Annotated in this window: 26 protein-coding genes and 1 pseudogene; 22 read left to right on the top strand and 5 right to left on the bottom strand. The window is 53.1% G+C overall.

Translation table 11 applies throughout. The annotated features are described in order from the left end of the window. Nucleotides 1-10: 10 nt before the first annotated feature. Nucleotides 11-556: a hypothetical protein gene (locus MKX63_RS18240; protein WP_341019078.1), complete on the bottom strand. Its 546-nt coding sequence runs from the start codon at nt 554-556 to the stop codon at nt 11-13. A gap of 257 nt (nt 557-813) precedes the next feature. Here MKX63_RS18240 and MKX63_RS18245 point away from each other — a divergent pair, with 257 nt between their 5' ends. The 4 genes from MKX63_RS18245 (at nt 814) to MKX63_RS18260 (ending at nt 3,921) form a co-directional block, all read left to right on the top strand. Continuing rightward, nucleotides 814-1,719: a L,D-transpeptidase family protein gene (locus MKX63_RS18245; protein ID WP_341019079.1), complete on the top strand. Its 906-nt coding sequence runs from the start codon at nt 814-816 to the stop codon at nt 1,717-1,719. 154 nt (nt 1,720-1,873) lie between these two features. After that, the gene (locus MKX63_RS18250) at nt 1,874-2,449 is read left to right on the top strand and encodes a hypothetical protein (RefSeq protein ID WP_341019080.1); all 576 of its coding nucleotides are present in this window, start codon (nt 1,874-1,876) and stop codon (nt 2,447-2,449) included. Nucleotides 2,450-2,479: 30 nt separating this feature from the next. Next, on the top strand, nt 2,480-3,049 hold the full coding sequence (locus MKX63_RS18255; RefSeq protein ID WP_341019081.1) for an RDD family protein: 570 nt from the start codon (nt 2,480-2,482) through the stop codon (nt 3,047-3,049). 119 nt (nt 3,050-3,168) lie between these two features. Next, a complete protein-coding gene (locus MKX63_RS18260; protein ID WP_341019083.1) occupies nt 3,169-3,921 on the top strand; it encodes a YjgB family protein in 753 nt (250 codons plus the stop codon). Between the two features lie 68 nt (nt 3,922-3,989). On the opposite strand, the gene MKX63_RS18265 is transcribed toward MKX63_RS18260, so the two are convergent. Then, entirely contained in the window at nt 3,990-4,475 is a 486-nt protein-coding gene (locus MKX63_RS18265) for a hypothetical protein (protein ID WP_341019085.1), read from the bottom strand. A gap of 54 nt (nt 4,476-4,529) precedes the next feature. Here MKX63_RS18265 and MKX63_RS18270 point away from each other — a divergent pair, with 54 nt between their 5' ends. From MKX63_RS18270 to MKX63_RS18280, 3 genes are all read left to right on the top strand, one after another. Next, nucleotides 4,530-5,684, top strand: a complete 1,155-nt coding sequence (locus tag MKX63_RS18270) for a winged helix-turn-helix domain-containing protein (RefSeq protein WP_341019086.1) — start codon at nt 4,530-4,532, stop codon at nt 5,682-5,684. 79 nt (nt 5,685-5,763) lie between these two features. Then, the gene (locus tag MKX63_RS18275; RefSeq protein WP_341019088.1) at nt 5,764-7,044 is read left to right on the top strand and encodes an MFS transporter; all 1,281 of its coding nucleotides are present in this window, start codon (nt 5,764-5,766) and stop codon (nt 7,042-7,044) included. 20 nt (nt 7,045-7,064) lie between these two features. Beyond that, nucleotides 7,065-7,631 (top strand): histidine phosphatase family protein, encoded by a 567-nt coding sequence (locus tag MKX63_RS18280; protein ID WP_341019089.1) that lies wholly within the window; start codon nt 7,065-7,067, stop codon nt 7,629-7,631. A gap of 296 nt (nt 7,632-7,927) precedes the next feature. Here the strand turns inward: MKX63_RS18280 and MKX63_RS18285 are convergent, their stop codons facing one another. Then, complete coding sequence (locus MKX63_RS18285) at nt 7,928-8,707, bottom strand: TatD family hydrolase (protein WP_341019090.1); 780 nt, start codon at nt 8,705-8,707, stop codon at nt 7,928-7,930. A 26-nt stretch (nt 8,708-8,733) separates the two neighbouring features. Beyond that, a complete protein-coding gene (locus MKX63_RS18290) occupies nt 8,734-9,858 on the bottom strand; it encodes a stalk domain-containing protein (protein WP_341019091.1) in 1,125 nt (374 codons plus the stop codon). Nucleotides 9,859-9,967: 109 nt separating this feature from the next. Between MKX63_RS18290 and MKX63_RS18295 the strand changes: the two are divergent. Both MKX63_RS18295 and MKX63_RS18300 read left to right on the top strand, forming a co-directional pair. Then, nucleotides 9,968-10,354, top strand: a pseudogene (locus MKX63_RS18295) (sigma-70 family RNA polymerase sigma factor); the annotation flags it as partial. Between the two features lie 103 nt (nt 10,355-10,457). Continuing rightward, nucleotides 10,458-11,102 carry a DUF3600 domain-containing protein gene (locus tag MKX63_RS18300; protein WP_341019093.1) on the top strand — a complete coding sequence of 215 codons (645 nt, stop codon included), beginning with the start codon at nt 10,458-10,460 and terminating at the stop codon, nt 11,100-11,102. An 83-nt stretch (nt 11,103-11,185) separates the two neighbouring features. Here the strand turns inward: MKX63_RS18300 and MKX63_RS18305 are convergent, their stop codons facing one another. After that, nucleotides 11,186-11,761, bottom strand: a complete 576-nt coding sequence (locus tag MKX63_RS18305; protein WP_341019094.1) for a TetR/AcrR family transcriptional regulator — start codon at nt 11,759-11,761, stop codon at nt 11,186-11,188. 152 nt (nt 11,762-11,913) lie between these two features. Here MKX63_RS18305 and MKX63_RS18310 point away from each other — a divergent pair, with 152 nt between their 5' ends. From MKX63_RS18310 to MKX63_RS18370, 13 genes are all read left to right on the top strand, one after another. Beyond that, nucleotides 11,914-13,134 carry an MFS transporter gene (locus tag MKX63_RS18310; RefSeq protein WP_341019095.1) on the top strand — a complete coding sequence of 407 codons (1,221 nt, stop codon included), beginning with the start codon at nt 11,914-11,916 and terminating at the stop codon, nt 13,132-13,134. A 272-nt stretch (nt 13,135-13,406) separates the two neighbouring features. Beyond that, complete coding sequence (tnpA, locus tag MKX63_RS18315) at nt 13,407-13,763, top strand: IS200/IS605 family transposase (protein WP_341023096.1); 357 nt, start codon at nt 13,407-13,409, stop codon at nt 13,761-13,763. Further along, nucleotides 13,735-14,823, top strand: coding sequence for an RNA-guided endonuclease InsQ/TnpB family protein (locus MKX63_RS18320; protein WP_341019096.1), 1,089 nt, complete (start codon nt 13,735-13,737; stop codon nt 14,821-14,823). Before tnpA ends, MKX63_RS18320 begins: the two co-directional genes overlap by 29 nt. A 168-nt stretch (nt 14,824-14,991) precedes the next feature. Beyond that, on the top strand, nt 14,992-15,156 hold the full coding sequence (locus MKX63_RS18325) for a hypothetical protein (RefSeq protein ID WP_341019098.1): 165 nt from the start codon (nt 14,992-14,994) through the stop codon (nt 15,154-15,156). Then, on the top strand, nt 15,157-15,381 hold the full coding sequence (locus tag MKX63_RS18330; RefSeq protein ID WP_341019099.1) for a hypothetical protein: 225 nt from the start codon (nt 15,157-15,159) through the stop codon (nt 15,379-15,381). Then, nucleotides 15,324-15,644: a DUF4367 domain-containing protein gene (locus tag MKX63_RS18335; RefSeq protein ID WP_341023098.1), complete on the top strand. Its 321-nt coding sequence runs from the start codon at nt 15,324-15,326 to the stop codon at nt 15,642-15,644. Before MKX63_RS18330 ends, MKX63_RS18335 begins: the two co-directional genes overlap by 58 nt. A 230-nt stretch (nt 15,645-15,874) precedes the next feature. Further along, a complete protein-coding gene (locus MKX63_RS18340) occupies nt 15,875-16,957 on the top strand; it encodes a LolA family protein (RefSeq protein WP_341019101.1) in 1,083 nt (360 codons plus the stop codon). A gap of 181 nt (nt 16,958-17,138) precedes the next feature. Further along, nucleotides 17,139-18,320, top strand: coding sequence for an alanine racemase (gene alr / locus MKX63_RS18345; RefSeq protein WP_341019102.1), 1,182 nt, complete (start codon nt 17,139-17,141; stop codon nt 18,318-18,320). Between the two features lie 211 nt (nt 18,321-18,531). Then, nucleotides 18,532-18,813 carry a CopG family ribbon-helix-helix protein gene (locus MKX63_RS18350; RefSeq protein ID WP_036697455.1) on the top strand — a complete coding sequence of 94 codons (282 nt, stop codon included), beginning with the start codon at nt 18,532-18,534 and terminating at the stop codon, nt 18,811-18,813. A gap of 3 nt (nt 18,814-18,816) precedes the next feature. Beyond that, nucleotides 18,817-19,167, top strand: a complete 351-nt coding sequence (locus MKX63_RS18355; protein WP_036697332.1) for a type II toxin-antitoxin system PemK/MazF family toxin — start codon at nt 18,817-18,819, stop codon at nt 19,165-19,167. 243 nt (nt 19,168-19,410) lie between these two features. Further along, nucleotides 19,411-19,980 carry a TetR/AcrR family transcriptional regulator gene (locus MKX63_RS18360; RefSeq protein ID WP_341023100.1) on the top strand — a complete coding sequence of 190 codons (570 nt, stop codon included), beginning with the start codon at nt 19,411-19,413 and terminating at the stop codon, nt 19,978-19,980. A 68-nt stretch (nt 19,981-20,048) separates the two neighbouring features. After that, complete coding sequence (locus MKX63_RS18365; RefSeq protein WP_341019104.1) at nt 20,049-21,260, top strand: MFS transporter; 1,212 nt, start codon at nt 20,049-20,051, stop codon at nt 21,258-21,260. A gap of 303 nt (nt 21,261-21,563) precedes the next feature. Beyond that, nucleotides 21,564-23,726 carry a Tex family protein gene (locus MKX63_RS18370; protein ID WP_341023102.1) on the top strand — a complete coding sequence of 721 codons (2,163 nt, stop codon included), beginning with the start codon at nt 21,564-21,566 and terminating at the stop codon, nt 23,724-23,726. The last annotated feature ends 123 nt before the right edge of the window (nt 23,727-23,849 follow it).

Consider the following 23,849-nt stretch of genomic DNA (forward strand, 5'->3'; position numbering starts at 1 on the left):
CCCACGCTACTTACTGGAAGCTTCTTCCCTGGTTCATTGGAGAGTTATAGGAGGAGCCTCCAGACATCGGTGTATGCATAGGTTGGTGGTTGATCCCTGCGTTGATCGGGCTGTGCAGTGAGTTCACCGGCTGGCTGCTTGAAGTGAAGGACGGGCTGAAAGATGAGTTATAACCTGTACCCATTCCGCTCATATTAGAGTTCTGATTCACAGAGTTGAAGCCCTGAATGCCTGTACCAAAGCTCTGGTGCTCCGGATTCATTCTATGAATATCATTGGTATTGAAGCCGGAAGTCTGCGGGTACTGCTCCATCGCTCTGACCGACTGCGAGATCTGCTGCAGCTGCTGCATCGCGGTCTGATGGCCCTGCAGCGCCTGCTGGATCATCTGAATGGCCTTGCTGTTATGCTGGCTGAGCTCCTGGAGCTTGGCGGCATCCTGCTGCTCCTGCTGAAGAAGCTGCTGGTAATTCTGCGTCCCCTGCTGGGTCTGTGCCATCAGCTGCTGAACGATTTGCTCGCATTCCCGGATCTGTGCAGATGAGTTGATATTCAAAATTTTTGGCCTCCTTGAAATGGGTGTTATAGTCATGCGGGCTTATTATCTCTGATAGGGCTGGCGAATATTCATGCTTCGGTGGGCAAGGAAGGCGCTCCCGCCAAGAACGGTTACAATATTGCAAACGTTGCGTCACTCCGGGCGGGACGAGTTGATAAGAATAGGTACAGGCTGCGCTGCAACTATTGCGGCAAATGAACGTCTATGTAGAAAAGACAATCCAGAATCATCCATAACCTGGAGGTGGGGAAACTATGAGTCAGCGTGAACAGGCAAGCCGGATTCAAACGTATTTTCCCAAAAGTATCGCATTAACACTGGTATTTGTAATGCTTTTGACTGCATGCTTCACAGGATCGGCCGCTGCGGCATCGTCTTCCTCAGATCTGATCATTGTGAACAAAAAAACGAACAAACTGGCGTATTACAGCGAGGGCAAGCTGGTGAAGATTTTTCCGGTTGCTACCGGCAAAACGAAAAGCCTGACGCCTGAAGGCAGCTTCAAGATGGTGGTCAAAATCAAGAACAGACCCTATTACAAGGATAAGATTCCCGGAGGCGATCCGGCCAATCCGCTGGGGGACCGCTGGCTGGGGCTGGAAGTAAATGATACTTACGGCACGACCTATGCCATTCACGGCAACAACAATGAATCCTCTATCGGTAAATATGTCAGCGCCGGATGCATCCGCATGCACAATGACGATATTCACTGGCTGTATCCGAAGATTGCGAAGAACACCCGGGTCATCATTACAACCTCCGGGCTAGAAATGGCGGCCATTGCCGAGAAGAACGGCTACCGTCTGGGCTCTACGATGATTGCGGGAGCTTTTGTCAAGGGCGGGGAGAAGCTGCCGGTGAAGAATTCCTTCCTGCTGGAGGATTCGCGGGTGTACATTCCACTGAGTGAATCCGTGAAGCTGCTGGGCGGAAGCCTGATGCAGGAGGCGGGAACCGGAGCGCTTATCATCACAATCGGCAAGAATACAGCAGTTCACAAACCGCTCAGCACGAAGGCCAAAGTGAACGGTAAAACAGTGGATATGCTGGCCTCCAAAACTGTAGACGGCCGTCTGTACATTCCGCTGGGCAGCTTAACGCCGCTGTTCGGCCTGCCGTTCACCTGGAATGCTAAAGAGGGAGCAGTGAAGCTGTAAAGCAGCAGGATACCGCTGCGCCAGCCAGGGATTATCCAACCAAGATGCCGCGATACATTGCGGCTCCAGAAGCCAGCCCATCAACCATTGATCGGCTGGCTTCAAATGTTTAACCGGGTGGAGTAGAGTGACAGGATACATAGAGAATAGTAATATGAGAGAGATTTGTTATATTCTTGATCTTCCAGGGGAGGGACTGAAGATTAGAGTACGGATTATAGGCGGCTGCGGGAGCGGGAAGACATATATCGCCCGGAAATTAGCTCAAAGTTACGGAATTCCGTGCTATGAAACGGATAATTTTGTCTGGGACCGCAGGGACAATACCAAGAACTCTCCGGAGGTGCGGGATGCCAAGCTCGCGGAAGCTATGGGAACGGAGTCGTGGATTATAGAGGGCGTACATTACAAGTGGGGAACAGAAAGCTTCCGGCAAGCCGATCTGATTTTTCTGATTCAGCCTAAGGCTTATGTACAGGATGCCCGGGTCATCCGCAGGTTCATGAAGACCAGGCTGGGATTGGAGCAGGGAAATTATAAGCAGACATTCAAGTATCTCCGGATCATGCTGCTCGAATGGAACCGCGGTTTCAGGAGAGAGGGGATTCCTGCAATCCTGGCATTAACCGAGGAGTATCAGGCTAAGCGGATCATCGTGCAGCAGAATCTTGAGATTTTGCAGCATGTGGGCAGGGTTGTGGAGGAGAAGAGTGTGCCGGGGAACGAGTGATTAATTCGATTCTATGGGAGGGGTGAAAGTATGGAGCCGTGGATCGAGGAAGAACTTAATTTATACGAATTTGTAGGCTTTTGGAAAAGAGTGCTGATTAATATCATTGACTCCCTTATTCTTATCCTACCTACCTATTTACTGACCAGGATTTCAGTGCCGGCGGCAGAGTCGGCAGGGTCAGCTTTTCCGCTTTTTATACAGTTTGTACTGCTTATGGCGTTCAATATATTTATGGTTGTCCGATACGGCGGGACGCCGGGCAGGCTGCTTTTGGGGGCAAGAATCGTTGATGAGAATGGAAGGTATCCGGTGCTCAGGCAGGCTTTGATCAGGGATAGTTTTATTATTGTTAACAGCTTCCTGGCAGTGGTTGTGAGTCTGAATACCGAGGCGTTGTCCTCCATCCCAAGCAGTCTCGTGAACTGGAGTCCGCTTGCGGCGGATTTGAATGCTTTTGTTGGCTGGGTCGTGGTGTTGGATTGCCTATTCATCGTATTTACCCCACGCAAGCGGGCGCTGCATGATCTGATGGCCCGAACTTATGTGGTGAACAAAACAGCACTGGACCGTGATCAGACAGGGAGATTCATAACATAAGGCAATGCGTATAATACCTGGATCAGTAGATCTGCGCCTGCAACCTTTGTTACAGCCCCTGCGTCATAGGGTACAGTTTAGACAAAAGAGATGTTTCCCATAACGAAGGAGATGGCAGCTTGACTACATCAATTAGGACAATCACAAGTATTCTTATCGTTGGGGCGATGCTCAGCCTTACAGCCTGTAATTCCGGCAAAACGGAACCATCGTCTAACAATACGGCTGCGGCTACAGCAACTGTGCAGCCTGGGGATAACACTTTATCGGCAGCAGAAGGTGCGCAGGTAAGCGAATCTGGTACAGATGACGGCGCTGCTGCGAGCGCAGAGCCTGTAACTGCTGACTCAGAAGCCCCCGACGGAGCCGCATCAGAGTCTACGGTTACTGAGGTTGCAGGGGCTGAAGCAGATACCGTAGCTCCCGCCACCCCGGAAGAACGCAGCAAGCAGCTGAAGGAACTGCTGGAGCTTGCTAAGCAGGGCAAGGTGCCCGGCGTTGAATATGCTGCACACACCGGACTTATTGATGAGGTGGAAGCCGCATGGGGAGAGCCGGACCTCAAGGAATCGGCAGGCAAAGGGATCTATTCCACTTATGCGGGCAAGCAGGTGGTCATCGGCTTCAATAAGGGCAGTAAGATTTTCGATGTGCGCTCCAGCGCCCCGGACCTGCGTAACCTGACACTGGAGCAGATTGAAGAAGTCCTCGGCAAGCCGGATGCTACTACAGTGAATGGAGAGCACAACATCTATATTTATCAGGCCAACAAGCAGTATCAGCTCAAATTCATCATCCCGGAATCCACAGGAACCGTAGATCATATCTCGGTGTTCTCGGAGCAGGACTCCATTAATAATATGGCAGGCTAGTTAGCCCAGAGCATCTTAGAGCAACAACACATCCTCTTGCAGCGGCAACTGCAGGGGGATTTTTCGGTTTACAGCCATGTAATCGGAAAACCGATCACAACGGGACCGAAGGCGGCGCGAAGGCTAAATGTAATCGGAAAACCGATTACAATGGGACCGAAGGCGGCGCGAAGGGCAAATGTAATCGGAAAACCGATTACAATGGGACCGAAGGCGGCGCGTAGGGCAAATGTAATCGGAAAACCGATTACAATGGGACCGAAGGCGGCGCGAAGGGCAAATGTAATCGGAAAACCGATTACAATGGGACCGAAGGCGGCGCGTAGGGCAAATGTAATCGGAAAACCGATTACAATGGGACCGAAGGCGGCGCGAAGGGCAAATGTAATCGGAAAACCGATTACAATGGGGCCGAAGGTGGCGCGAAGGCCAAATGTATCGGAAAACCGATTACAATGGGGCCGAAGTCGGCGCGAAGGCCAAATGTAATCGGAAAACCGCCGGCGCGTGAGCCAGGCCGCCTTAACCAGTCGGGAGTACTTAAATAAAGTCAACGCATGATGTATACTTTCTCTTATGAAAGAAATCAGAAGAAATGAGGCACGGCCATGCATGTGGAGCTGATCGCAAGTGAATATAAGGTATCCACCGGAGGATTAACGGTAGAGCTGCTGCCCAAGGAGTTCGCACTGCTGCAGTTTCTGTACCGCAACCGGGGGCGGACCTTCAGCCGCGAGCAGCTGCTGGATAAAGTGTGGCCGATGGAATATCCGGTGGAGCGGACGGTGGATGATCACATCTACCGGTTGCGCAAGAAGCTCAGGCCGTTAGGCGGAATCGACATTAAGACGATCCGCGGCTTCGGCTACAGTCTGACGATTCCCGGCAGCCTTGCGGGCGTAGCGGTGAATCCGGCAACGCATGACTCTGAGCTGCGGGATACCATGCGCGAGGTTTTCTCAAAATTCCATGTGTACGGCCAGGGCAAATCGATACTGACGCTGGCTCGCCAGCAGGACATCCTTGGTTTTGAGTTGGACCCGCATTATGCGATGGTGGTTCATTTCGTGCAGGGAGATCTGGAGTGGTTGATTCATACGGAAGAGATTCCGCTGAAGGACCGGCTCTTTTACCTCAATCTGTTCTACTTCTTCATTGGCAATCCCAAGGAGAAGGTGGAGTATGCTGAGCGTCTCATAGAGCGGAAGCTGCTGAATCCGACGGATCAGCTGGAGCTGGAGATTCTGACCATGCTGGACTTATACACCCTTGCCGGGCAGCCGGAGCTGGCGCTGGAACGCCTGAAACGCACCTATCAGGTTATCGCAGGACCCGGGTTCGAGAACTTCATACCTGTCACGATGATTACGGAGCTGTTCATCCATCTTACTGCGGGTGCAGGAGATGAAGAGCTGGAACGGCTGGATGAAGCGGTCAGCAAGATCCTGCGGGATAAGCCGTTTTTGCGCGAAATTGGCAGTTATAAGGTGGTAAAAGGACTTTGGGCGCTGCGCCGGGAACAATGGGCAGAAGGAGACAAGCTGATTCAGGAGGGACTGCAGGTGATGGAGATGTCCGGCTTCATTCCGCTGCGGCTCTACTCGGTCTACCGGATTCACCATTTCTGCCGCATGTTCCAGGCGGGGAGCACCTTGGACCGCAAATATGAGGAATTGTTCACTACAGGGCTTGAAGCCTACGGCTTGCCCCGGCTGGAGCAGACGCTTGAAGAGCTGCTGCTGGGGCTGCTGGAAGCCCCCTGATATTCCTCTGACAATCCTCCGTTATCTTAGGATCATAGATGGATCATCTAAGATTATAGGTAACCTGGAGGAATGTGAGATGGAGCAATCAACCAAGCAGGGAACAAGCCTGCTGCACAACAAAACGTACATGCGGGTCTACACCGCATTCGCCACCGCAAGCTTCGGCGACTGGTTCGACGCGCTGGCCATTCAGGTACTGGTCGGCTACCGCTGGCATGCCAGCCCGCTAATGCTGGCGCTCATACCGGTAGCGCTGGCATTGCCCAGCATTCTGCTCGGCTCGGTTGCCGGCGCAGCCGCCGACCGGATGAACAAGCTGAAGCTGATGCGCATCTGCGATCTGCTGACCGCGCTGGTGACCCTGCTGGTGCTGTTCGCGCCGGGCATGGTCTGGCTGCTGCCGCTGCTGGCGCTTCGATCCGCGCTGTCCACACTGAATATGCCGGCCCAGCAGTCCTTGACCCGCAGTCTTGTGAGAGAGGATCAGCTGCTGCAAGCCTCGTCTCTGAACGGACTGGTTAACCAGGGCTCCAAGATCGCCGGTCCCTTACTCGGAGGTTTGGCTCTCGCCTTTCTTACGCCGCAGTGGTGCATCATGCTTAATGCCTTGCTGCGCGGCTGCTCTTACCTGCTGTTGTTGTCTGTCAAGAATATCCGCACGGATGAAGCAGACAGCAGGCAGTCTGAAGCGAAGGAAGGCAAGCTCCCGCTTCTCACCATGTGGCGGGAAGGCTGGGGCTTCCTGCTGCGCAGCCGGCTGCTGCTGACTGCAATGCTATTTGGACTCGCCGGATCACTGGTGATTCAGGTGGTTGATTTTCAATTCACCAGTCTGTTCCGGATCTTCGCCCCGGAGCGCGAATCGCTGCTGGGCTGGATGGTGGCCGCCACGGGAGCAGGGGCCGTGTTGATCATTCTGATCCTGAACAAGCTGAAATCGGAAGGCAGGTATGGCTGGAAGCTGGGCCTTGGGTATGTGCTGATTGGCGGGTCGATTGCGGCGCTGGGTCTGCTTCAGCCGGGGGCGTCGATGCTGTGGGTGCTGGTATTCGGGTTTGTGCTGGGGACCGGAAACGGCATGTTTATGGTTACGTTCAATTATTGCCTGCAAAAAGAAACCCCGCCGCACATGACCGGCCGCATCTTCGGCATCCAAAATACCGTGCTCAGCGCGGTAATGATTGCAGCGCCTTTGCTGGGCGGTGTGCTGGTGCAGTATGCGGGCCCGGCCCGGATTTTTGTTAACATCGGCTTGCTGTTGTTGATTCTGGGGCTTGCGGGGGTGCTGCTTCAGCGCCAGCTCTGGCCGGCGGCAAGGGAGACAGCAGATAGCGCTGTCCAGGGGGCGGTGCAATAATAGAGGAACAGGAGGAGCGTATGACAACTTATATCTACATGGTGAGGCACGGGGATTCGCTCCGTACAGGAGTGGATGAATGGACACGGGGCTTGTCGCCTAAGGGCGAAGAGGATGCCCTGCGGGTCACGGAATGCCTGAAGGATGAAGGGATAGATGTGATGTACAGCAGCCCGTATATCCGGGCGGTCAACACAATTGCGGATTTGGCGGATCAACTGGAGCAGGAAATCATTCTGATCGATGGTCTGAGGGAAAAGGTCTGGATGGAGGGCGAACAGCAGCTGCCGGATGATGAGCTATATCAAGTGCTACAGAAGATGTACACCGATCCGGATTACGCCCTGCCGGGCGGGGAATCGAACCGGGAATGCCAGACGCGGGCGGTGAAGGCGCTGAAGGATATCCTGCAGACCCATGCTGGGAAAAGAGTGGTCATCGGAACCCATGGCATGGTGATGTCCCTGATGATGAGCAATTTTGACCCGGAATATGGTCTGGACTTCCTGATGCAAACAACGAAGCCGGATATTTATGTTATGGAGTTCATAGAAGATGAAGTAGCGGTCCGGCGGATGGCTATTTAACCTATCGTGATCAGCTGTCTTCAAAGACCGGGGTTGAAGCAGACATTCGGAGATAGTTGTATTCTATACATTTAAAAACAGTCAAAGGGAAGGATTTCCTCTTCTAACTGTATTTTGTACAACTAAATTTGCCCGAATGGGCGAGATCCCGGATTATGAGGGATTTTAAATGTATGAAATACAACTAACCGGTTATTCAGCCGTAAATCAAACAATTTAGTTATACAGAATACACTTAAGCATTTCGCCTGCACCTTAATCAGGTCTGATGCTGTATTTAAGTAGAGCGGCTAGCCCTATAACCCATAAAATCGCACCGTATTCGCCGTCAGCTTCGCTCTGGCTTCGGCAACCGAATATCCATGCAGCGCCCCCCAGGCGGCAGCAACGTCATGGACCATAGCCGGATGGGTGGTGCGCCCGGCGAACGGTCCTTCAAACGGCCACGGGCCGTCTGTCTCTGCCATGACCAGCTCCGGCGGATAGCGGCGTGCCAGCTCCTGAATCTCCGGTTCATAGAGGATGTCGGGAGTGAAGGAAATGTAGTAACCCCGGCTAATCATCCGGTCAACGGTAGCAGCGGGACCCTTGAACCAGTGGAAATGGGCCTGCGTAAGGCCATGCTGCTCGAGCAGATCGCATACGGTCCACGCATCCTCATAGACAGCATGCAGCACGACTGGCTTGGCTAATTGGGCGGCGAGGCCCAGAAGTCTGCCCAGCAGCCCGAGATAGGGTTCCATATCCCAGTCTTCACCGCGTGCGGCAGCTTCGGCGCGGGAGTAGTAGGGAAGGCCGATTTCACCAATAGCGGCCATACGGTCCGCATGGCCGGTAACCCATTTCAGCAGCACGTTCAGTTCTTCCTCTGTAGGCAGCGCCTGCTCTGGATGGAAACCATACGCAGGCTTCACAAGGCCCGGATAGCTGGCTGCTAACTCCAGAGTTCGCTTGCTCGAAGCGAGATTCATCGAGACGGCAATCAGTGACTCGATGCCCTGCTCCGGCAGTCCCTCCAGCATGGAGGATAATACCTTGTCCTCATATTGGTCAAGATGAATATGGGCATCAATCATTGCAAGCCTCTCCTTCCGGCAGCGGATTATTTCTCCACAATGGCTTCACTCCGTTCATGCGGCTCAAAAGCAATAGACCCCAGCTCCATCCCCGTCTTGCCTGCCTTATACTCCAGCTTCAGGGTACCGACACTCTCGGTCATGCCGACCATTAAGCTGGTATCTGCGAGCAGTTTGTTATTCTCTACTGAGTAGTAGGTCACTGCGCCAATAGCCGCTTTGCTGCCGAAATACTTCAGGCCGTCCTCAGCTCGGTCCGGGAGTCTGAGCGTCACCTTAGAGGGAACAGGTCCTGTAAGCTCAAGCTTCAGCAGGACATCAGCCTTATCCAGCGAAATACTGGAGGAGACTACAGCGGAGGCCGCTTTGTCCGCAGCAGGCACCGATATTTCCTTCCACTGTTCAGGCTTAACCACATGAACCTCCTGTGCAACCAGCGAGGTACCGGTACCCAGAGTGAACACAACCGCAATCTCCGGTTTGCCGTCCGAATCTACATCGGCATAGAAGAGCTGAGGCGGGTGCGAATAGACCCTGGATACGGTCCAGTTGAAGCTTTGCTTTTTCCCGTTCACTTCAAGAATGAACCCTTTGTAGGTATTGCCGTCCTTGAGCGCAGCGTACAGCTTCACCTTGGAATTATTCTCTGCAACGGCAAGGGGAGCTGCGGGTACTCTGACGGTGGTGCTAAGACTTCCCGGGGTAACAGTTACCCGGCTTCCTCCCGGATTCAGCTCTGTAACCGCTCCGGTAAGGGAGTCCAGTGTAGCTGCCGCAATATACACACGGCCTTCCTTCAGTAACACAGGAGAGTCCAGTTCTTCTTGATATCCTCCGTCCGTTTGTGTATAAGTCACTTGCGTAGAAGCGCTACCGGGCGTAAGAATCGTCTTGTCCCAGCTCGTGAAAAGAGTAAGCTGCTTAAGGGTGTTGTTCCATTGTAACTGCATCGGGTAGAACTCCAGCAGCGTGCGGGCAGGTACGTATAATGTGCCGCCTGAGTGGAAGGGGGGAGCCCCGGGAAGAACGGCTTGTCCATCCACAACAAGGGATAGAGGAGCAGCAGCAGAATGGGCAATATCTATGGATGAACCGGCCGCATGGCCTGCGAGGAGCAGGGCAATAGCGGCAGCGGTAATTAATTTTTTCATAAGATAACCTCCGGAGTCTGGAAATTCCAATCTCTTGTATTATAAATGAAAAACTCCGCCTGCGGGTCACGTTCTGTTAACAAAGATAAGACAAGCCTGTTACAGGACGCAACCTTTTAGACCCTGGCTTATGGGGCTCACGATGCGGCAGGTTCATGCTTACAGGCGCAGAAGCTGGAGACATCTGCGGATTATGAACAAAGCGGAGCTGACCAGTGAGACGATGGTACAGGATTTCTCCAGCGATGTCGTAGAGCGGATGACAAACCGGGTACTTACCGAAGGGGTTAGCCGTTTGCCGTATAAGCTGAAGCAAGTCATCATTCTACATTATCTGCATGAGTACTCACAGGAGGAGATATCGGTAATTCTTCAGATCCCGCTCGGGACAGTGAAATCACGGCTTCATGCCGCATTGCAGAAGCTAAGACGGAAGCATCAGGCGGATACGATCAGATTGGGGAAGGTGGAGGAGTTGTATGAGTCTCGAACATGATTTACGGTGCGCACTTCAGGAACAAGCCGGGAATGTACATGCTCCACCCGAACTGAAAGAGAAGATTCTGGACAGAATTCCAACAGGACAAGGAGGTAGACGTATGAAAAAATGGCTAATGGCGGCCATAGTAGCGGCGGCCTTAATTATTCCTACCGGAGCTTATGCCGGTTATAACTATCTGGCGGATACTCTGTATGGCTCACAGGATAGCTTGGCACAGATTGGAGGAACCCAGCAGCAATATGACCGGCTTGAGGCTAAGCTTCAGCAGTCAAGGTCCAGCTTAAGTGAGGAAGATTTCAAAGCGTTAACCTCTTTGCTGCATGAGTTAGCCGTCTATAATCGGCAGATTGCAGATGAGCAGGGCGTGCTGCAATTCGATAAGCTGAGTGATACAGACTTGATACGCTATAAGAAGTTGGCTGCTGAAGTTGAGCCATTTAATGCCAAGCTCAATCAGGCTGGAGCCCCACTTACAGCAACAACTATGACGGATTCTGATTTCGCCGCTTTCAGTGACCGGTTGCTGGATAAGGCAGAACAGACTTTTAGCGGGAAGGAGCTGGCTAGAGTCCGGCAATTGATAGAGCAATGGAAGGAGTACAATGCATCACTCACAGGACCGGACGGCAGTCGGTTGGAGCCTATACCGGATGATAGGATGGCAGAGCAGACAGCGTTACTTGACAAGCTGAACCCCTATTTGAAAAAGATGGGGTACATGTTTAAGCCTGCAACTCGCTAAAATTCAACCATAGCACCCTCTTTCTGAAATGGCGGGACCCTTTTAGAAAGGGGGTACTTGTTGTTCAGCAGAGGCGAGAAGCCTCAAGCTTCAAGCGCCTGAAGGGCAAGTGACACCAAGGCTCTGACGGAGTCTTCGTCCAAGTTTCCCCCGGTCAGCAGCAGCCGGTAGAAGATGGGTCCATAGACGAGATCAATACAGCTCCCGATATCAAGTCCCTGCTTCAGATCCCCTTGGGCAATCCCCCGTTCGAACAGCTTCCAGGCCTCCTGGCGGCGCGGGCCGAAATATCTGCTCCGGTACGCCTCCGCCAGTCCGGCATCGGACTGCCCTTCACCGATGAGCTCCGTAATGACTTTACCTTCCCGGCTGGTGAGGAACTGCGCGAGCGTTCCTGCATGAATCAGAATGTCCTCTTTGGCGGAACCGGTATCGGGGATAGGAAGTCTGGCGTTAGCAGCGTACAGATATCCGTCCATTACTACCGCCGCTTTATTCGGCCACCATTTATAGATCGTTGCCTTACTGACCTGGGCCTGCTCCGCGATCTTCTCCACAGTAACTGCGCCGAAGCCGGTCTCCAGCAATAATTCATATGAAGCGTTTAGAATAGCGTTCTTGGCCTCGGTGTTGCGCGGACGGCCTCTTTTTTTCTCCACGATGATTCCTCCTGACAGTGCTGGTTCAACTATAATTGGAGTATACCATAAAACTGCCTATTTACAATACTGTACGTTTAGTATATTATTTGTCCATGACTAATTAGTGTACTTAGCGTTTAGTATTTAAAAATTGGAAGGTGGAGTTTCAAATGAAGACTGGAGTTCCGTTGCAACAACAAGCAGATTCCCCTGAAGCCGGCAAAGCTGTTCCCGGCTGGATCACATTTCTGCTGGCCGTATCCTGCGGACTGATTGTGGCAAATCTCTATTATACCCAGACGCTGGTGGGGCCCATCGGGCAGGCGATTCATCTGTCGGCCGGAGCGACAGGGCTAATCGTTACCCTGACGCAGATCGGTTACGTAGCCGGACTGCTGTTCATTGTCCCGCTCAGCGACATTATTGAGAACCGCCGGCTGACTGTGATGTCGCTGATTCTGGTTGTGGCGGCCCTGGCGCTGTCCGTCCTGGCAACGAATGCACCGCTGTTCCTCGCCGCCTCCTTGCTGATCGGGCTGGGCTCGGTAGCAGCGCAGGTCCTGGTGCCCTATGCCTCCTATCTGGCCACAGAGGAAGATCGCGGCCGCGTAGTAGGCAATGTAATGAGCGGACTGCTGCTGGGCATTATGTTCGCCCGCCCGGTCGCCAGCTTCATGGCCGGACTCTGGGGCTGGAAATCCATCTTCATCGTCTCGGCTGTCGTAACGGCGCTGCTGACGCTGCTCCTGTCCCGTATTCTGCCCGCCCGGAAGCCCGCTCCCGGCTTGAGATACGGACAATTACTCCGCTCTCTGGGCAAATTGCTCACACATACGCCGGTGCTGCGGCGCCGCGCTCTATACCAGGCCAGTCTGTTCGGCGCCTTCAGTCTGTTCTGGACGACCGTTCCCTTGCACCTGTCCAGCGAGTTTCATCTGTCCCAGCAAGGAATCGCCCTGTTTGCCCTGGCTGGTGTGGGCGGAGCTGTAGCCGCGCCGATTGCGGGCAGATTGGCTGACAAGGGCTGGACCCGGTTATTGACCGGTCTTGGCATTTCACTGGCCGCTCTCTCTTTTATCCTGGCTTACCTGCTGAGGGATAGCTCCAATCTTACACTAGGCCTGCTGGTGCTGACGGCGATTCTGCTCGATATGAGCGTGTCCGGTAATCTGGTGCTGGGGCAGCGGGCGATTTATTCACTGGGCAATGAGACCCGAGGGCGGCTGAACGGCTTGTTCATGGCGATTTTCTTCATTGGAGGTGCCGTGGGATCATCACTCGGGGGCTGGGCGTACGCTTACGGCGGCTGGAGTCTGACCACTCTAATCGGGCTGGCACTGCCAGGGCTGGCGCTGATCTACTTTTTGACCGGGAAGAAGGAGCAAGCTTGAGAAAAGGAGCCTTGCCGCGTTCAGCAATAATGCGCATAGCCAGTAATTCCTAAAAAACTACAGTAGGCAGGGGAGCTTCGAGCCTCTGTCTTTTTTTGTGCCTGCATATGTAATGGATTCGATAGATAGAGCGTATTAGCTCATGTAAATTACAGAAATTAGTCGAGAAAGCCCACTCCTTTTGGGTGGGATTAATCGTCTTTGTTTAAGGAACATCCTTATGCTGTCAAAATTGAAAATCCTATAGAAATACCAAAACAACGGTATCATTAATTAACTATCATTTTGTTTTTTGCCCTAGATACAGACGTAAAGTGCTAGTCGATCAAGTAGAGATTCAGTTTAAGCAAATCGTTATGGAGATATGTGCCGAACAGGATTGGCAGTTACTCGCAATGGAAGTCATGCCTGATCATGTGCATATTTTTCTAAACGCACTGCCAACCGATTCTCCCGCAGAACTTATGGCGAAATTGAAAGGAATCACTTCCCGTCGCCTCCGTGAACAATTTAAGCACTTGAACCACTTGCCTTCCCTCTGGACTCGTGCCTACTTGGTCAGTACGGCAGGGAACGTTTCAAGCGAAACGATCAAACAATATGTTGAAGAACAAAAAAAGAGGGGGTGAAACCCTGCAAACCGTAACGATTCAAATCCGCATTTGTCCAACCCATCCGTCTGTATTGGTGGATATGGGTAATGAATATATCCGAACCGTCAACGAATTAACGGAGCAAGCCGAAAGGTCCGGAACGTTTCCGAAGCTAACTTCAAAAACCGTACATGCCAATCTACCCTCTGCCGTAAAGAATCAAGTGATTCGAGACGCCAAAAGCCTATTTCAGCGGTTTAAGAAAACGAAGAAGCGACCTCATCTCCAAAAGAGGGTGTATTACGTGAATAATCAAAATTATAAGATTTGGGGCAACCACATTTCTTTTCCAGTGATGCTGGAAGGAAAAGTACAACGTCTGGTGATCCCTGCGCTTCTTTCGGATCGGGAGCGGGACATGCTTTCGAATGGGAAGCTTGGACTTCTGCGAGTTGTTCAAAAATCAGCGAAATGGTTTGTTCAAATTTCAATCGACCGGCCGACCCAACCAGCCGATGGTCATGAAGTGATGGGGATTGATTTAGGCTTAAAAGTGCCCGCAGTTGTCTTTACCTCTAGCGGGAAGACCAAATTTTGCGGAAACGGACGTAAAAATAAGTTTGTTCGCCGTAAGTACAGTAGCTATCGCCGCAAATTAGGAAAGCTTAAAAAGTTATCCGCGATCCGTAAACAGAACGACAAGGAAAGTCGTTTTATGAAAGATCAAAATCACAAAATTAGCCGCCAGATCGTGAATATGGCGATTCAAGAAAGGGTATCTGTCATCAAGCTAGAGAAGCTGACGAATATCCGTAAGACGACAAGAACAAGTCGTAAAAACGCCAAGAATCTGCATCAATGGTCGTTCTATCAGTTGCAAATGTTCATCGGATATAAGGCGACACTCGCTGGAATCCAAGTGGTTGAAGTGAATCCAGCATACACTTCGCAAACCTGTCCCTCTTGTGGAGAGCGGAACAAAGCAAAGGATCGAACGTATCAATGCGAATGCGGTTATACAGCACATCGGGATCGGGTCGGTGCGATTAACATCATGCGTCAACCTGTGGCAGATGGTAACAGTCTGCCAGCCTAGATAGCTATAGGCTCTGATCTAGGATGGGCGAATGAACTCGCCCTTAACTTAGCAGTAGGGCTAAGCGGAAACGGATGCGCCCGCTAACTAGCTAAGAATCCCACCCTTGTAAGGGTGTGGAGGTTCAATTGGCCAAGTAAATTCAGCCTGGAAGGGAGGGCATAAGGAATGCAAGAGCGCGCATTGCTGCCTTTAATACATGATAGGGTTCCTGCCCATATAGAGATAGAGTTTACGTTTGCAGCGGTTTTTGAAGCCTATTATAAACGGATATTCAATTATATCGCCTACCGTGTGAGCTGCCGTTACACCGCCGAGGATCTGGCCAGCTAGGTGTTCGAGAAGACACTATCCAAGCTACCCGGTTATTCCCCGGAGAACGCACCGCTGGAAGTGTGGCTGTTCGCCATTGCCCGCAACGTAGTGAATGATTATTACCGGAGCCGCGCGCGGCAGCGCTTCTTCTCACTGGACAGTATCTTTACCCCCATGCCTAATACCTGCCTGAGGGCTTTGCCTTTGACCATGGGGAGTTCTATAAGGATGAGGAGGGCGTAAGCGGTCAGATTGTTGAGCTGCTCTTTGGCAGCAAGGATAAGAATAAGCGGATCTGGATGCAGCTGCGCCTGGCCAATGAGGAGAATGCCTTTTCAATGGCAACTGACGACAAGGTGGAGCAGGTGAAGCTTAAGGGGACGGATGCGGTTCTGGTCAGTGACAGAAGCCTGGACTGGGAAGCGAACGGCGTGATGTATAGCCTCAGCACCCGCGGTCTTGACCGGGCTGAGGTGCTGAAGATCGCAGAGTCGATTAACTGGTAAGCCGCTGAGGAGCGGATAAGGGAACAGGTACGAGGCGTAGACAGGCATAGGATGAATCAGAGCACCAGACTGCAATCCCGGAGCATGGCAGGGATTGCGGGCTGGTGCTTTTTTGCAAGTAGCGTTTCTACTATTCTTCATGCTTGTCATGCCCGTCTGCATATTGAGGTCAAGTCCTTCATAGACATGTACTAATCAATGCATTCAAAACAGGTTAAGGGGATGATGTCATGCGCCGGATAACATGGGTACTCGCGATCATTATGAGCGTGGCCTTAGTATTGGCGGGGTGCGGGAAGAAGGATGCCGCCTCTGTGGTCAAGGATCTGAATCAAGTGTCTGACAAGCTGGAGAGCAAGCAGGGAGCTTATCAGGGCTCAGGCACGATGACCTTGTACACCGGAGAGCAGCCGCAGGATTACAAGGTGGAGGTATGGTATAAGAATCCTTCGTATTACCGGATCAGCCTGTCGAACGTCCAGAAGGACGTGAAGCAGATTGTGCTGCGCAATGATGAGGGCGTATTCGTCCTGACCCCAAGCCTTGGCAAAAGCTTCCGCTTCCAGAGCGACTGGCCGGACAGCCAGGGTCAGGTGTATCTGTACCAGACGCTGCTGAAGGGAATTGTCAACGACAACAACCGGCAGTTCGTGGAGGACGGGGATAATTATGTGTTCGAGGTCGCTGCCAACTATCAGAGCAGTGCACTGGTCCGCCAGAAGATCTGGCTGAACAAAAAGACCTATGAGCCGAAGCAGGTGCAGGTATCGGATTCCGAAGCCAAGGTAGTGGTGAACGTGACCTTCGACAGCTTCAAGTTCGATCCGGAATTCACAGCAGATTCCTTCGATATGCAGAAGAATATGGCGGCCGGCAGCCCTTCCGAGAATACGATGGCGGAAGTGGATCAGGAAGGCAATCCGGTGGTCTCTGAAGATAGTGAACAGACCGGTGAGCCGGTTACGGCCGAGCTGGGCGACTTCGGGATCATTGAGCCGGCTTACATTCCGGCCGGTGTGAAGCTGAAGGACACCAATAAGATTGAAGGCAGCAAGGACCATGCGGTGCTGATCCGCTATGACGGTATCTACCAGTATACGATTATGGAAGCCCGTCCGCTGGACCGTGCGGTGTCGCTGGCTCCCGGAACACTGGTCGATCTGGGCTTCACGGCAGGCCTGCTTAGCGGGGATGAGCAGCATACGCTGACCTGGATGAGCGAGGGTGTAGAGTACCGGATTACAAGCGCAAATCTGCCAGTTACGGAAATGATGCAAATAGCCGCTTCTATGGAGGAACAATCGGGTAAATAAAAATCAGTGGGCGGATACTGCGCAAGGTGGGAATCATTCCTCTACCCGCGGTATCCGTTTTTTGCCTACACATTGCTCACATTGACAGCGGCCTTCACGAGCATTACCATTGGCAGTAAGACTTCTGATCTGTGCGAACAAGGCAGAGATGTTTTACTACAATGTAAGAAGGTGACCTGAAGTGAAGGCAAGCTATCGGCCGACAGCAGCCGAGATTAACCTGGATGATTTGCGTGCCAACTACGAAGCTTTTCGCGGCGTATTGCCGCAGGAGACCAAGTTCATGGGATGCGTCAAAGGAAATGCGTATGGACATGGAGCAGTGGAGGTGACGCGGGAGCTGGAGCGGCTTGGAGCAGATTACGTCAGTGTTGCTTTTCTGGATGAAGCATTGGAGCTGCGTCAGGCGGGAATACTACTTCCTATCCTGGTGCTGGGCTATACTTCACCGGAGGGCATTGCCGTAGCCTGGGAGAACAATATTACCGTTACACTGTTCACACCGGAGGTACTGGAAGCGGTTAGCGCCCTTCCTGTAGAGAAGGAGCACCGGCTGAAGGTACACATCAAGATTGACAGCGGAATGGGAAGACTGGGCTTATTGCCGGAGGATGCGCCTGCATTCATCGCTGAGGTTCATGCGGTGGCACAGGCGGAGCTTGAAGGCATGTTTACCCATTTTGCCAGAGCAGACGAACGCAACAAAAGCTATACACTAATGCAGCACCGACGGTTCATGAGCGTGACGGAAGCGCTTCGGGACATGGACATTACCATCCCGATCATACATACGGGCAATAGCGCTACGGCCATTGATACACCTCTACTATCCATTAACATGGTGCGTGTAGGCATAAGCTTGTACGGATTCTACCCCTCGGCTGAGGTGAACCGCGAGCTGGTGGCCTTGCACCCGGTAATGACGCTGAAGACGCAGGCTGTATATGTCAAAACCCTGCCGCCTGACTCAGGCATCAGCTACGGCACCCGGTACTTCACGGCAGACGATGAGGTTATCGCTACGCTCCCCGTGGGGTACGCTGACGGATATTCCCGCATGCTAACAGGCAAAGCGGAGGTGCTAATACGCGGACGCCGCGTTCCTGTCGTCGGAACGATCTGCATGGACCAGTGTATGGTATCACTCAAATCTTTCGCTCTAGAAGCGGAACAAATCAAAGCAGGCGAAGAGGTTGTACTCATCGGCCGCCAGGGCACCGAGTCGATCACGGCAGATGAACTGGCGCTCCATTTAGGGACGATCCACTACGAAGTAATCTGTATGCTGGCTCACCGGGTACCGCGCGTGTATGTACGCCAAGGTACACTACCTAACCTCGTTAATCCCTTGCTGCAAGCCTAATACCCTGACCAGATACCTAGTACAGGAACTGTATATAAGGAACATACCGTGTAGAGCTTGTGACTTATAGTCTATACGAACCGCCATTTCTAGTTTATAATGGGATGCAGCATACTTGATATACTGGCGGCATATATTCCTTGTATAAAATTCCTTGTATATTGTAACACTGGAACACAAGGGCAGAAGGTTTGTGGGGGTGGAAGAGAAGGTGGCCAATTTGCAGAACACCAAAAGAATCATGATCAGCTTGCCCGATCATCTCTTGCAGGAAGTAGATGGGATCGTTCAACTGGAGAACTCTAACCGTAGTGAATTGATCAGGCAGGCCATGAAGCTGTACTTGAGCGATCGGAGAAAACGTACCATCCGCGAGTCCATGCAGCGGGGCTATATGGAAATGGCTAAGATTAATTTGACCATGGCATGCGAGGCATTTCTCGCAGAGGAAGATGCAGACAGTACTCTTGGCCGCTTAGTAAGCGGGGTGTAACTATTGATTGTTAAACGCGGCGACGTTTTTTTTGCCGACCTTTCACCGGTTGTGGGTTCTGAGCAAGGTGGAGTAAGGCCGGTACTGATCATTCAGAACGATATTGGCAATCGTTTCAGCCCGACTGTGATTGTGGCAGCTATCACTGCCCAGATCCAGAAGGCCAAGCTGCCGACGCATGTCGAGATTGATGCAGCTGCCCATGGCTTTGACCGGGATTCTGTGATTCTGCTGGAGCAGGTTCGTACCATTGACAAGCAACGCTTAACGGATAAAATCACCCACCTGGACGATGAGACCATGAAGCTGGTGGATGATTCGCTGCAAATCAGCCTGGGGCTGATTGATTTTTGAACCCCGGGGCGGGGAGACAATATCAATAATCGTAACAAAAGGCAGGCCGGATCAACTCCGGTGCTGCCTTTTTTGGCGTCAGTCCCATATATACTTATTGATATATCGGGGGGATAGATGAGTATGGATGATGGGGGTTGTGCGGGGACATAACTGCGTGCTATAATTGGACCGATCGGTCGGTCTAGAGGAGGGATAACCATTAAGGGACGTTCAGATGGAGAAGAAACGAAGAGCCGGATTCTGGAGCATGCCACCAGTTTATTTGCGCAAAAGGGCTATGGCGCTGTAAGCATGAACGAGGTCTGCACAGCCGCGAAGGTTAGCAAGGGCAGTCTGTATCACCATTTTCCGGGCAAGGATGAATTGTTCCTGTACGTGGTGGAGGTGGATACCCTGAAGTGGCTCAAGGAGTGGGAGGAGCTGCGGAGCGGGATTAGCGGAACGGAAGCCCGTCTATACGCGCTTGGGGATCATTATGCAAAAGATGTCCAGAATCCGCTAATTCATGCCCTGGAGGAATACGGAAGATCCCATACGCTGTCGGAGGAGATCCGTGAGCGCCTCTCGCATATTTTCGAATCGGTGACAGAGGCCTGCCGTGTACTGCTGCAAGAGGGGATGGATTCCGGTTATTTGATCCGTGGTGATCTGGAGAACTATGTAATCACGCTCAGCGCCATGCTGGAGGGAATCAGCCGGGTCCATGAGATCACAGGGCGGACCGATACCCCGGAGACGATCAGGGCATACTACCGTGCGGGAATTCAGATCCTGCTTCAGGGGATAGGGTCCGGGAAGATTGAGCAATGAATAGAGATAACTGATGAATTACAACTAGAGCATATAGCAAGGCTCTGGGATATACGGAGGGAAACACCATGTCATTACTGTTAAAGAACCGGGGAGCGATGCTGCTCCTGATGATGAATATCTTTTTGGCGTTCACGGGGATTGGACTAGTTGTCCCTATTATGCCTACCTATATGAACGAGCTGGGCATTGGCGGGAGTGTGGTGGGACTGCTGGTGGCAGCCTTCTCGCTGACGCAGCTGCTGGTCTCGCCCTTCGCCGGAAGACTGTCGGATAAGATGGGCCGCAAAAAAATCATCGTCGGCGGGCTGGCCGTATTCGCCTTCTCAGAGCTTCTGTTCGGTCTGGCCAACGCCTCCTGGGTGCTGTTCGTATCTAGAATGCTAGGCGGTATCGGTGCTGCGATGATTATGCCTGCGGTTATGGCTTATGTGGCCGACACCACCTCCCCGGAGGAACGGGCCAAGGGTATGGGCTTCATCAACGCAGCCATTACCACCGGCTTCATCATCGGGCCGGGAATCGGCGGCTATCTTGCGGAGCTTGGCATCCGTGTCCCCTTCTTCGTCGCTGCGGGAGCGGCTGCCATTGTTGCGGTTATTACCCTGCTGGTCCTGCCGGAATCGCGTTCAGCGGAGCTGCGGGAAGAAGCAAGAACGATGGAAGGTAATAATGATAGTCTAATCATGCAGATCATGCGCTCGTATCGTGAGCCTTATTTCTTCGGATTAATTATTGTATTCGTGCTGTCCTTCGGACTGGCCAACTATGAGACGGTATTCGGACTGTTCGTGGATCACAAATTCGCGTTCACCCCTAAGGATATTGCGTTTGTCCTGACGTTCGGCTCCATTGCCGGGGCAGTGGTACAGATTACCGCATTCAGCTGGATTCTGAACAAATTCGGAGAGAGCCGGGTCATTTCCGCCTGTCTGATGATCGCGGGCCTGTCGATTCTTCTGACGCTGTTCGTGCATGGCTTTGTAGCGATTGTTTCGGTGACCTTTGTTGTTTTTCTGGCGATGGATATTCTTCGCCCGGCGGTCGGCACCCAGCTGTCCAAGATGGCAGATGATTCGCAGCAGGGCCTGGTGATGGGGATGAACTCCGCATATACGAGCCTTGGCAACATTGCCGGCCCGATTGTGGCGGGTGTCCTGTTCGATCTGGATATCAATTTCCCTTATGCGGTGGCTGCGCTCGTCTTGTTCATCAGCTTCATGCTGTCGGTAGGCTATGCGCGGCGGAGAAGAAGCAAGCAGGTTACTGCGGTGCGCTAGCACATCATCATATTTCATTTGAACAAATGTATGCGAAAAATCGGTTTCGTCTTACTGATCGGGTTAACGAATTTAAACCTGATGCTATACTTGCATGATGGCGGCTGTGCTGTCCCTGAGGGGAGGGTGCGGCCGCTGCTTCTTTTGTATGGGGCAAACTTTGGTCCTGCGGCAAACTGTGATAGTATTTCAGTAGAGAGCTATGAACTCAGACTGTGTATAGAAAGAGGGATATACTTGAGCGTTGATACGAATCAGGCGGCGAAGGCGGCGGAAGATGCCGCTGCCCGTCAGGAGCAGGAACTGATACTTTCAGCTATTGCGAAGGAGCTGAGCATCAGTCTGAAGCAGGTAAGAACTACGGTGGGGCTGCTTGATGAGGGCAACACCATTCCGTTCATCGCCAGATACCGCAAGGAAATGACCGGGGAGCTGGACGAGAACGTCCTCCGCGATGTTGAAGAACGGCTCGGATATCTGCGCAACCTCGGTGACCGCAAGAAGGATGTGATCCGCAGCATCGAGGAGCAGGGCAAGCTTACTCCTGAGCTGCAGGCGAGCATTATGAAGGCGGTGAAGCTGCAGGAAGTGGAGGATCTGTACCGTCCGTTCAAGCAGAAGCGCAAGACACGGGCCAGTGTCGCCAAGGAACGGGGACTGGAACCGCTGGCGGATTGGGTGATGGAGCAGAGACGCCAGGGGGTTCCGCTGGAAGAGGCTGCGAAGTATATCGATGCGGACCGGGGTGTGGAGAGCGCCGAGCTGGCGCTGCAAGGGGCGATGGATATCATTGCCGAGAATATTGCCGATGATCCGGCTATCCGTTCCTGGGTGCGCCAGTATACAGCGAGTCAGGGAATTCTGGTCTCCGAGGCCAAGGATGCCCAGCAGGAAAGTGTATACGAGAATTATTATGCGTACCGGGAGCCTGTGCACCGGATGCCGCCCCACCGTATTCTCGCGATCAACCGCGGGGAGCGGGAGAATATCCTCAAGGTCGGCATCGAGGTGGTGCCGGACAAGATTCATGCGTTCATTATCCGCAAGCTGGTGAAGGGGCCTTCTCCGGTCAAGGAGCTGCTGGAAGCGGTGACTGAGGATGCCTACAAGCGGCTGATCGCCCCTTCCGTTGAGCGTGAGGTGCGAGGGGAGATGACCGAGAAGGGAGAGACGCAGGCGATCTCCATCTTCTCAGGCAATCTGCGCAGCCTGCTGCTGCAGCCGCCGGTGAAGGGACGCCATGTTCTGGGCGTCGATCCGGCCTACCGCACCGGCTGCAAGCTGGCCGTAGTGGACGATACCGGCAAGCTGCTGGAGGTAGCGGTCACGTATCCGACGCCGCCGAACAACAAGAAGCGCGAGGCGGCGGCCAAGTTCAAGGAGCTGATCGCCAAATATGGCATCCAGCTCATCGTAATCGGCAACGGCACCGGCTCGCGGGAGACGGAGCAGTTCACGGCCGAGGTGATTGCCGAGGTCGGCGACCCTGACCTGGCCTACCTGATCGTTAACGAGGCAGGGGCCAGTGTGTATTCGGCCTCCAAGCTGGCGCAGGAGGAGTTCCCGGATCTGGATGTGGCGGAGCGCAGCGCCGCCTCCATCGCCCGCCGCGTGCAGGACCCGCTCGCGGAGCTGGTCAAGATTGATCCGAAGGCCATCGGGGTCGGGCAGTACCAGCATGATGTGTCGCAGAAGCATCTGGAAGAGAGCCTGAGGGGCGTCGTGGAGTCGGCGGTTAACCATGTCGGCGTCGACGTGAATACCGCTTCGGCCTCGCTGCTCTCGTATGTGGCAGGAGTAAATACGACGATTGCCAAGAATATTGTGAAGTTCCGCGAGGAGAACGGCAAGTTCACTACGCGCAAGGCACTGCAGAAGGTGCCGCGCCTGGGCGCGAAATCCTACGAGCAGTGCATCGGGTTCCTGCGTATCCCCGGAGGGGACAATACGCTGGACCGAACGCCGATCCACCCGGAATCCTACGCGGTGGTCGATAAGTTGTTCCGCGAGCTGGGGCTGGATGTGAAGCAGCTCGGCAGCAAGGAGGTTGCAGAGCAGCTAAGCGCTCAGGATGCGGAGGAGTTGGCGGTGAAGCTGGAAGTGGGCGTGCCTACGCTGCGCGATATCCTGGAGAGTCTTCAGCGTCCGGGCCGCGACCCGCGTGAGGAGCTGCCGCTACCTATCTTCCGCAAGGATGTGCTGAAGATGGAAGACTTGCTGCCCGGCATGGAGATGCAGGGCACGGTACGCAACGTAATCGACTTCGGAGCCTTCGTCGATATCGGGATCAAGAACGACGGGCTGGTCCATATCTCCCAGCTTAGCGGCAGCTATGTGAAGCACCCGATGGATGTGGTCTCCGTCGGCGACAATGTTACCGTATGGGTACTCGGCGTGGATGTGAAGAAGGGCCGCGTCAGTCTGACGATGCGCCAGCCGCGCGAGGCGGCGGGCAGCGGGGAGTAGAGGTAGAGGACGTTACGGACTCAGTGGACCTTATTTGGCTGGAATCGGCGTTTTGCGGACCGCTGTGGACGCAGGAGCCGTTATAATACAGGGATCGGAGCCTGTAAGTAGGCCTGACAGCCT

The organism is Paenibacillus sp. FSL R7-0179 (genome assembly GCF_038002265.1).
GTDB lineage: Bacteria > Bacillota > Bacilli > Paenibacillales > Paenibacillaceae > Paenibacillus_AQ.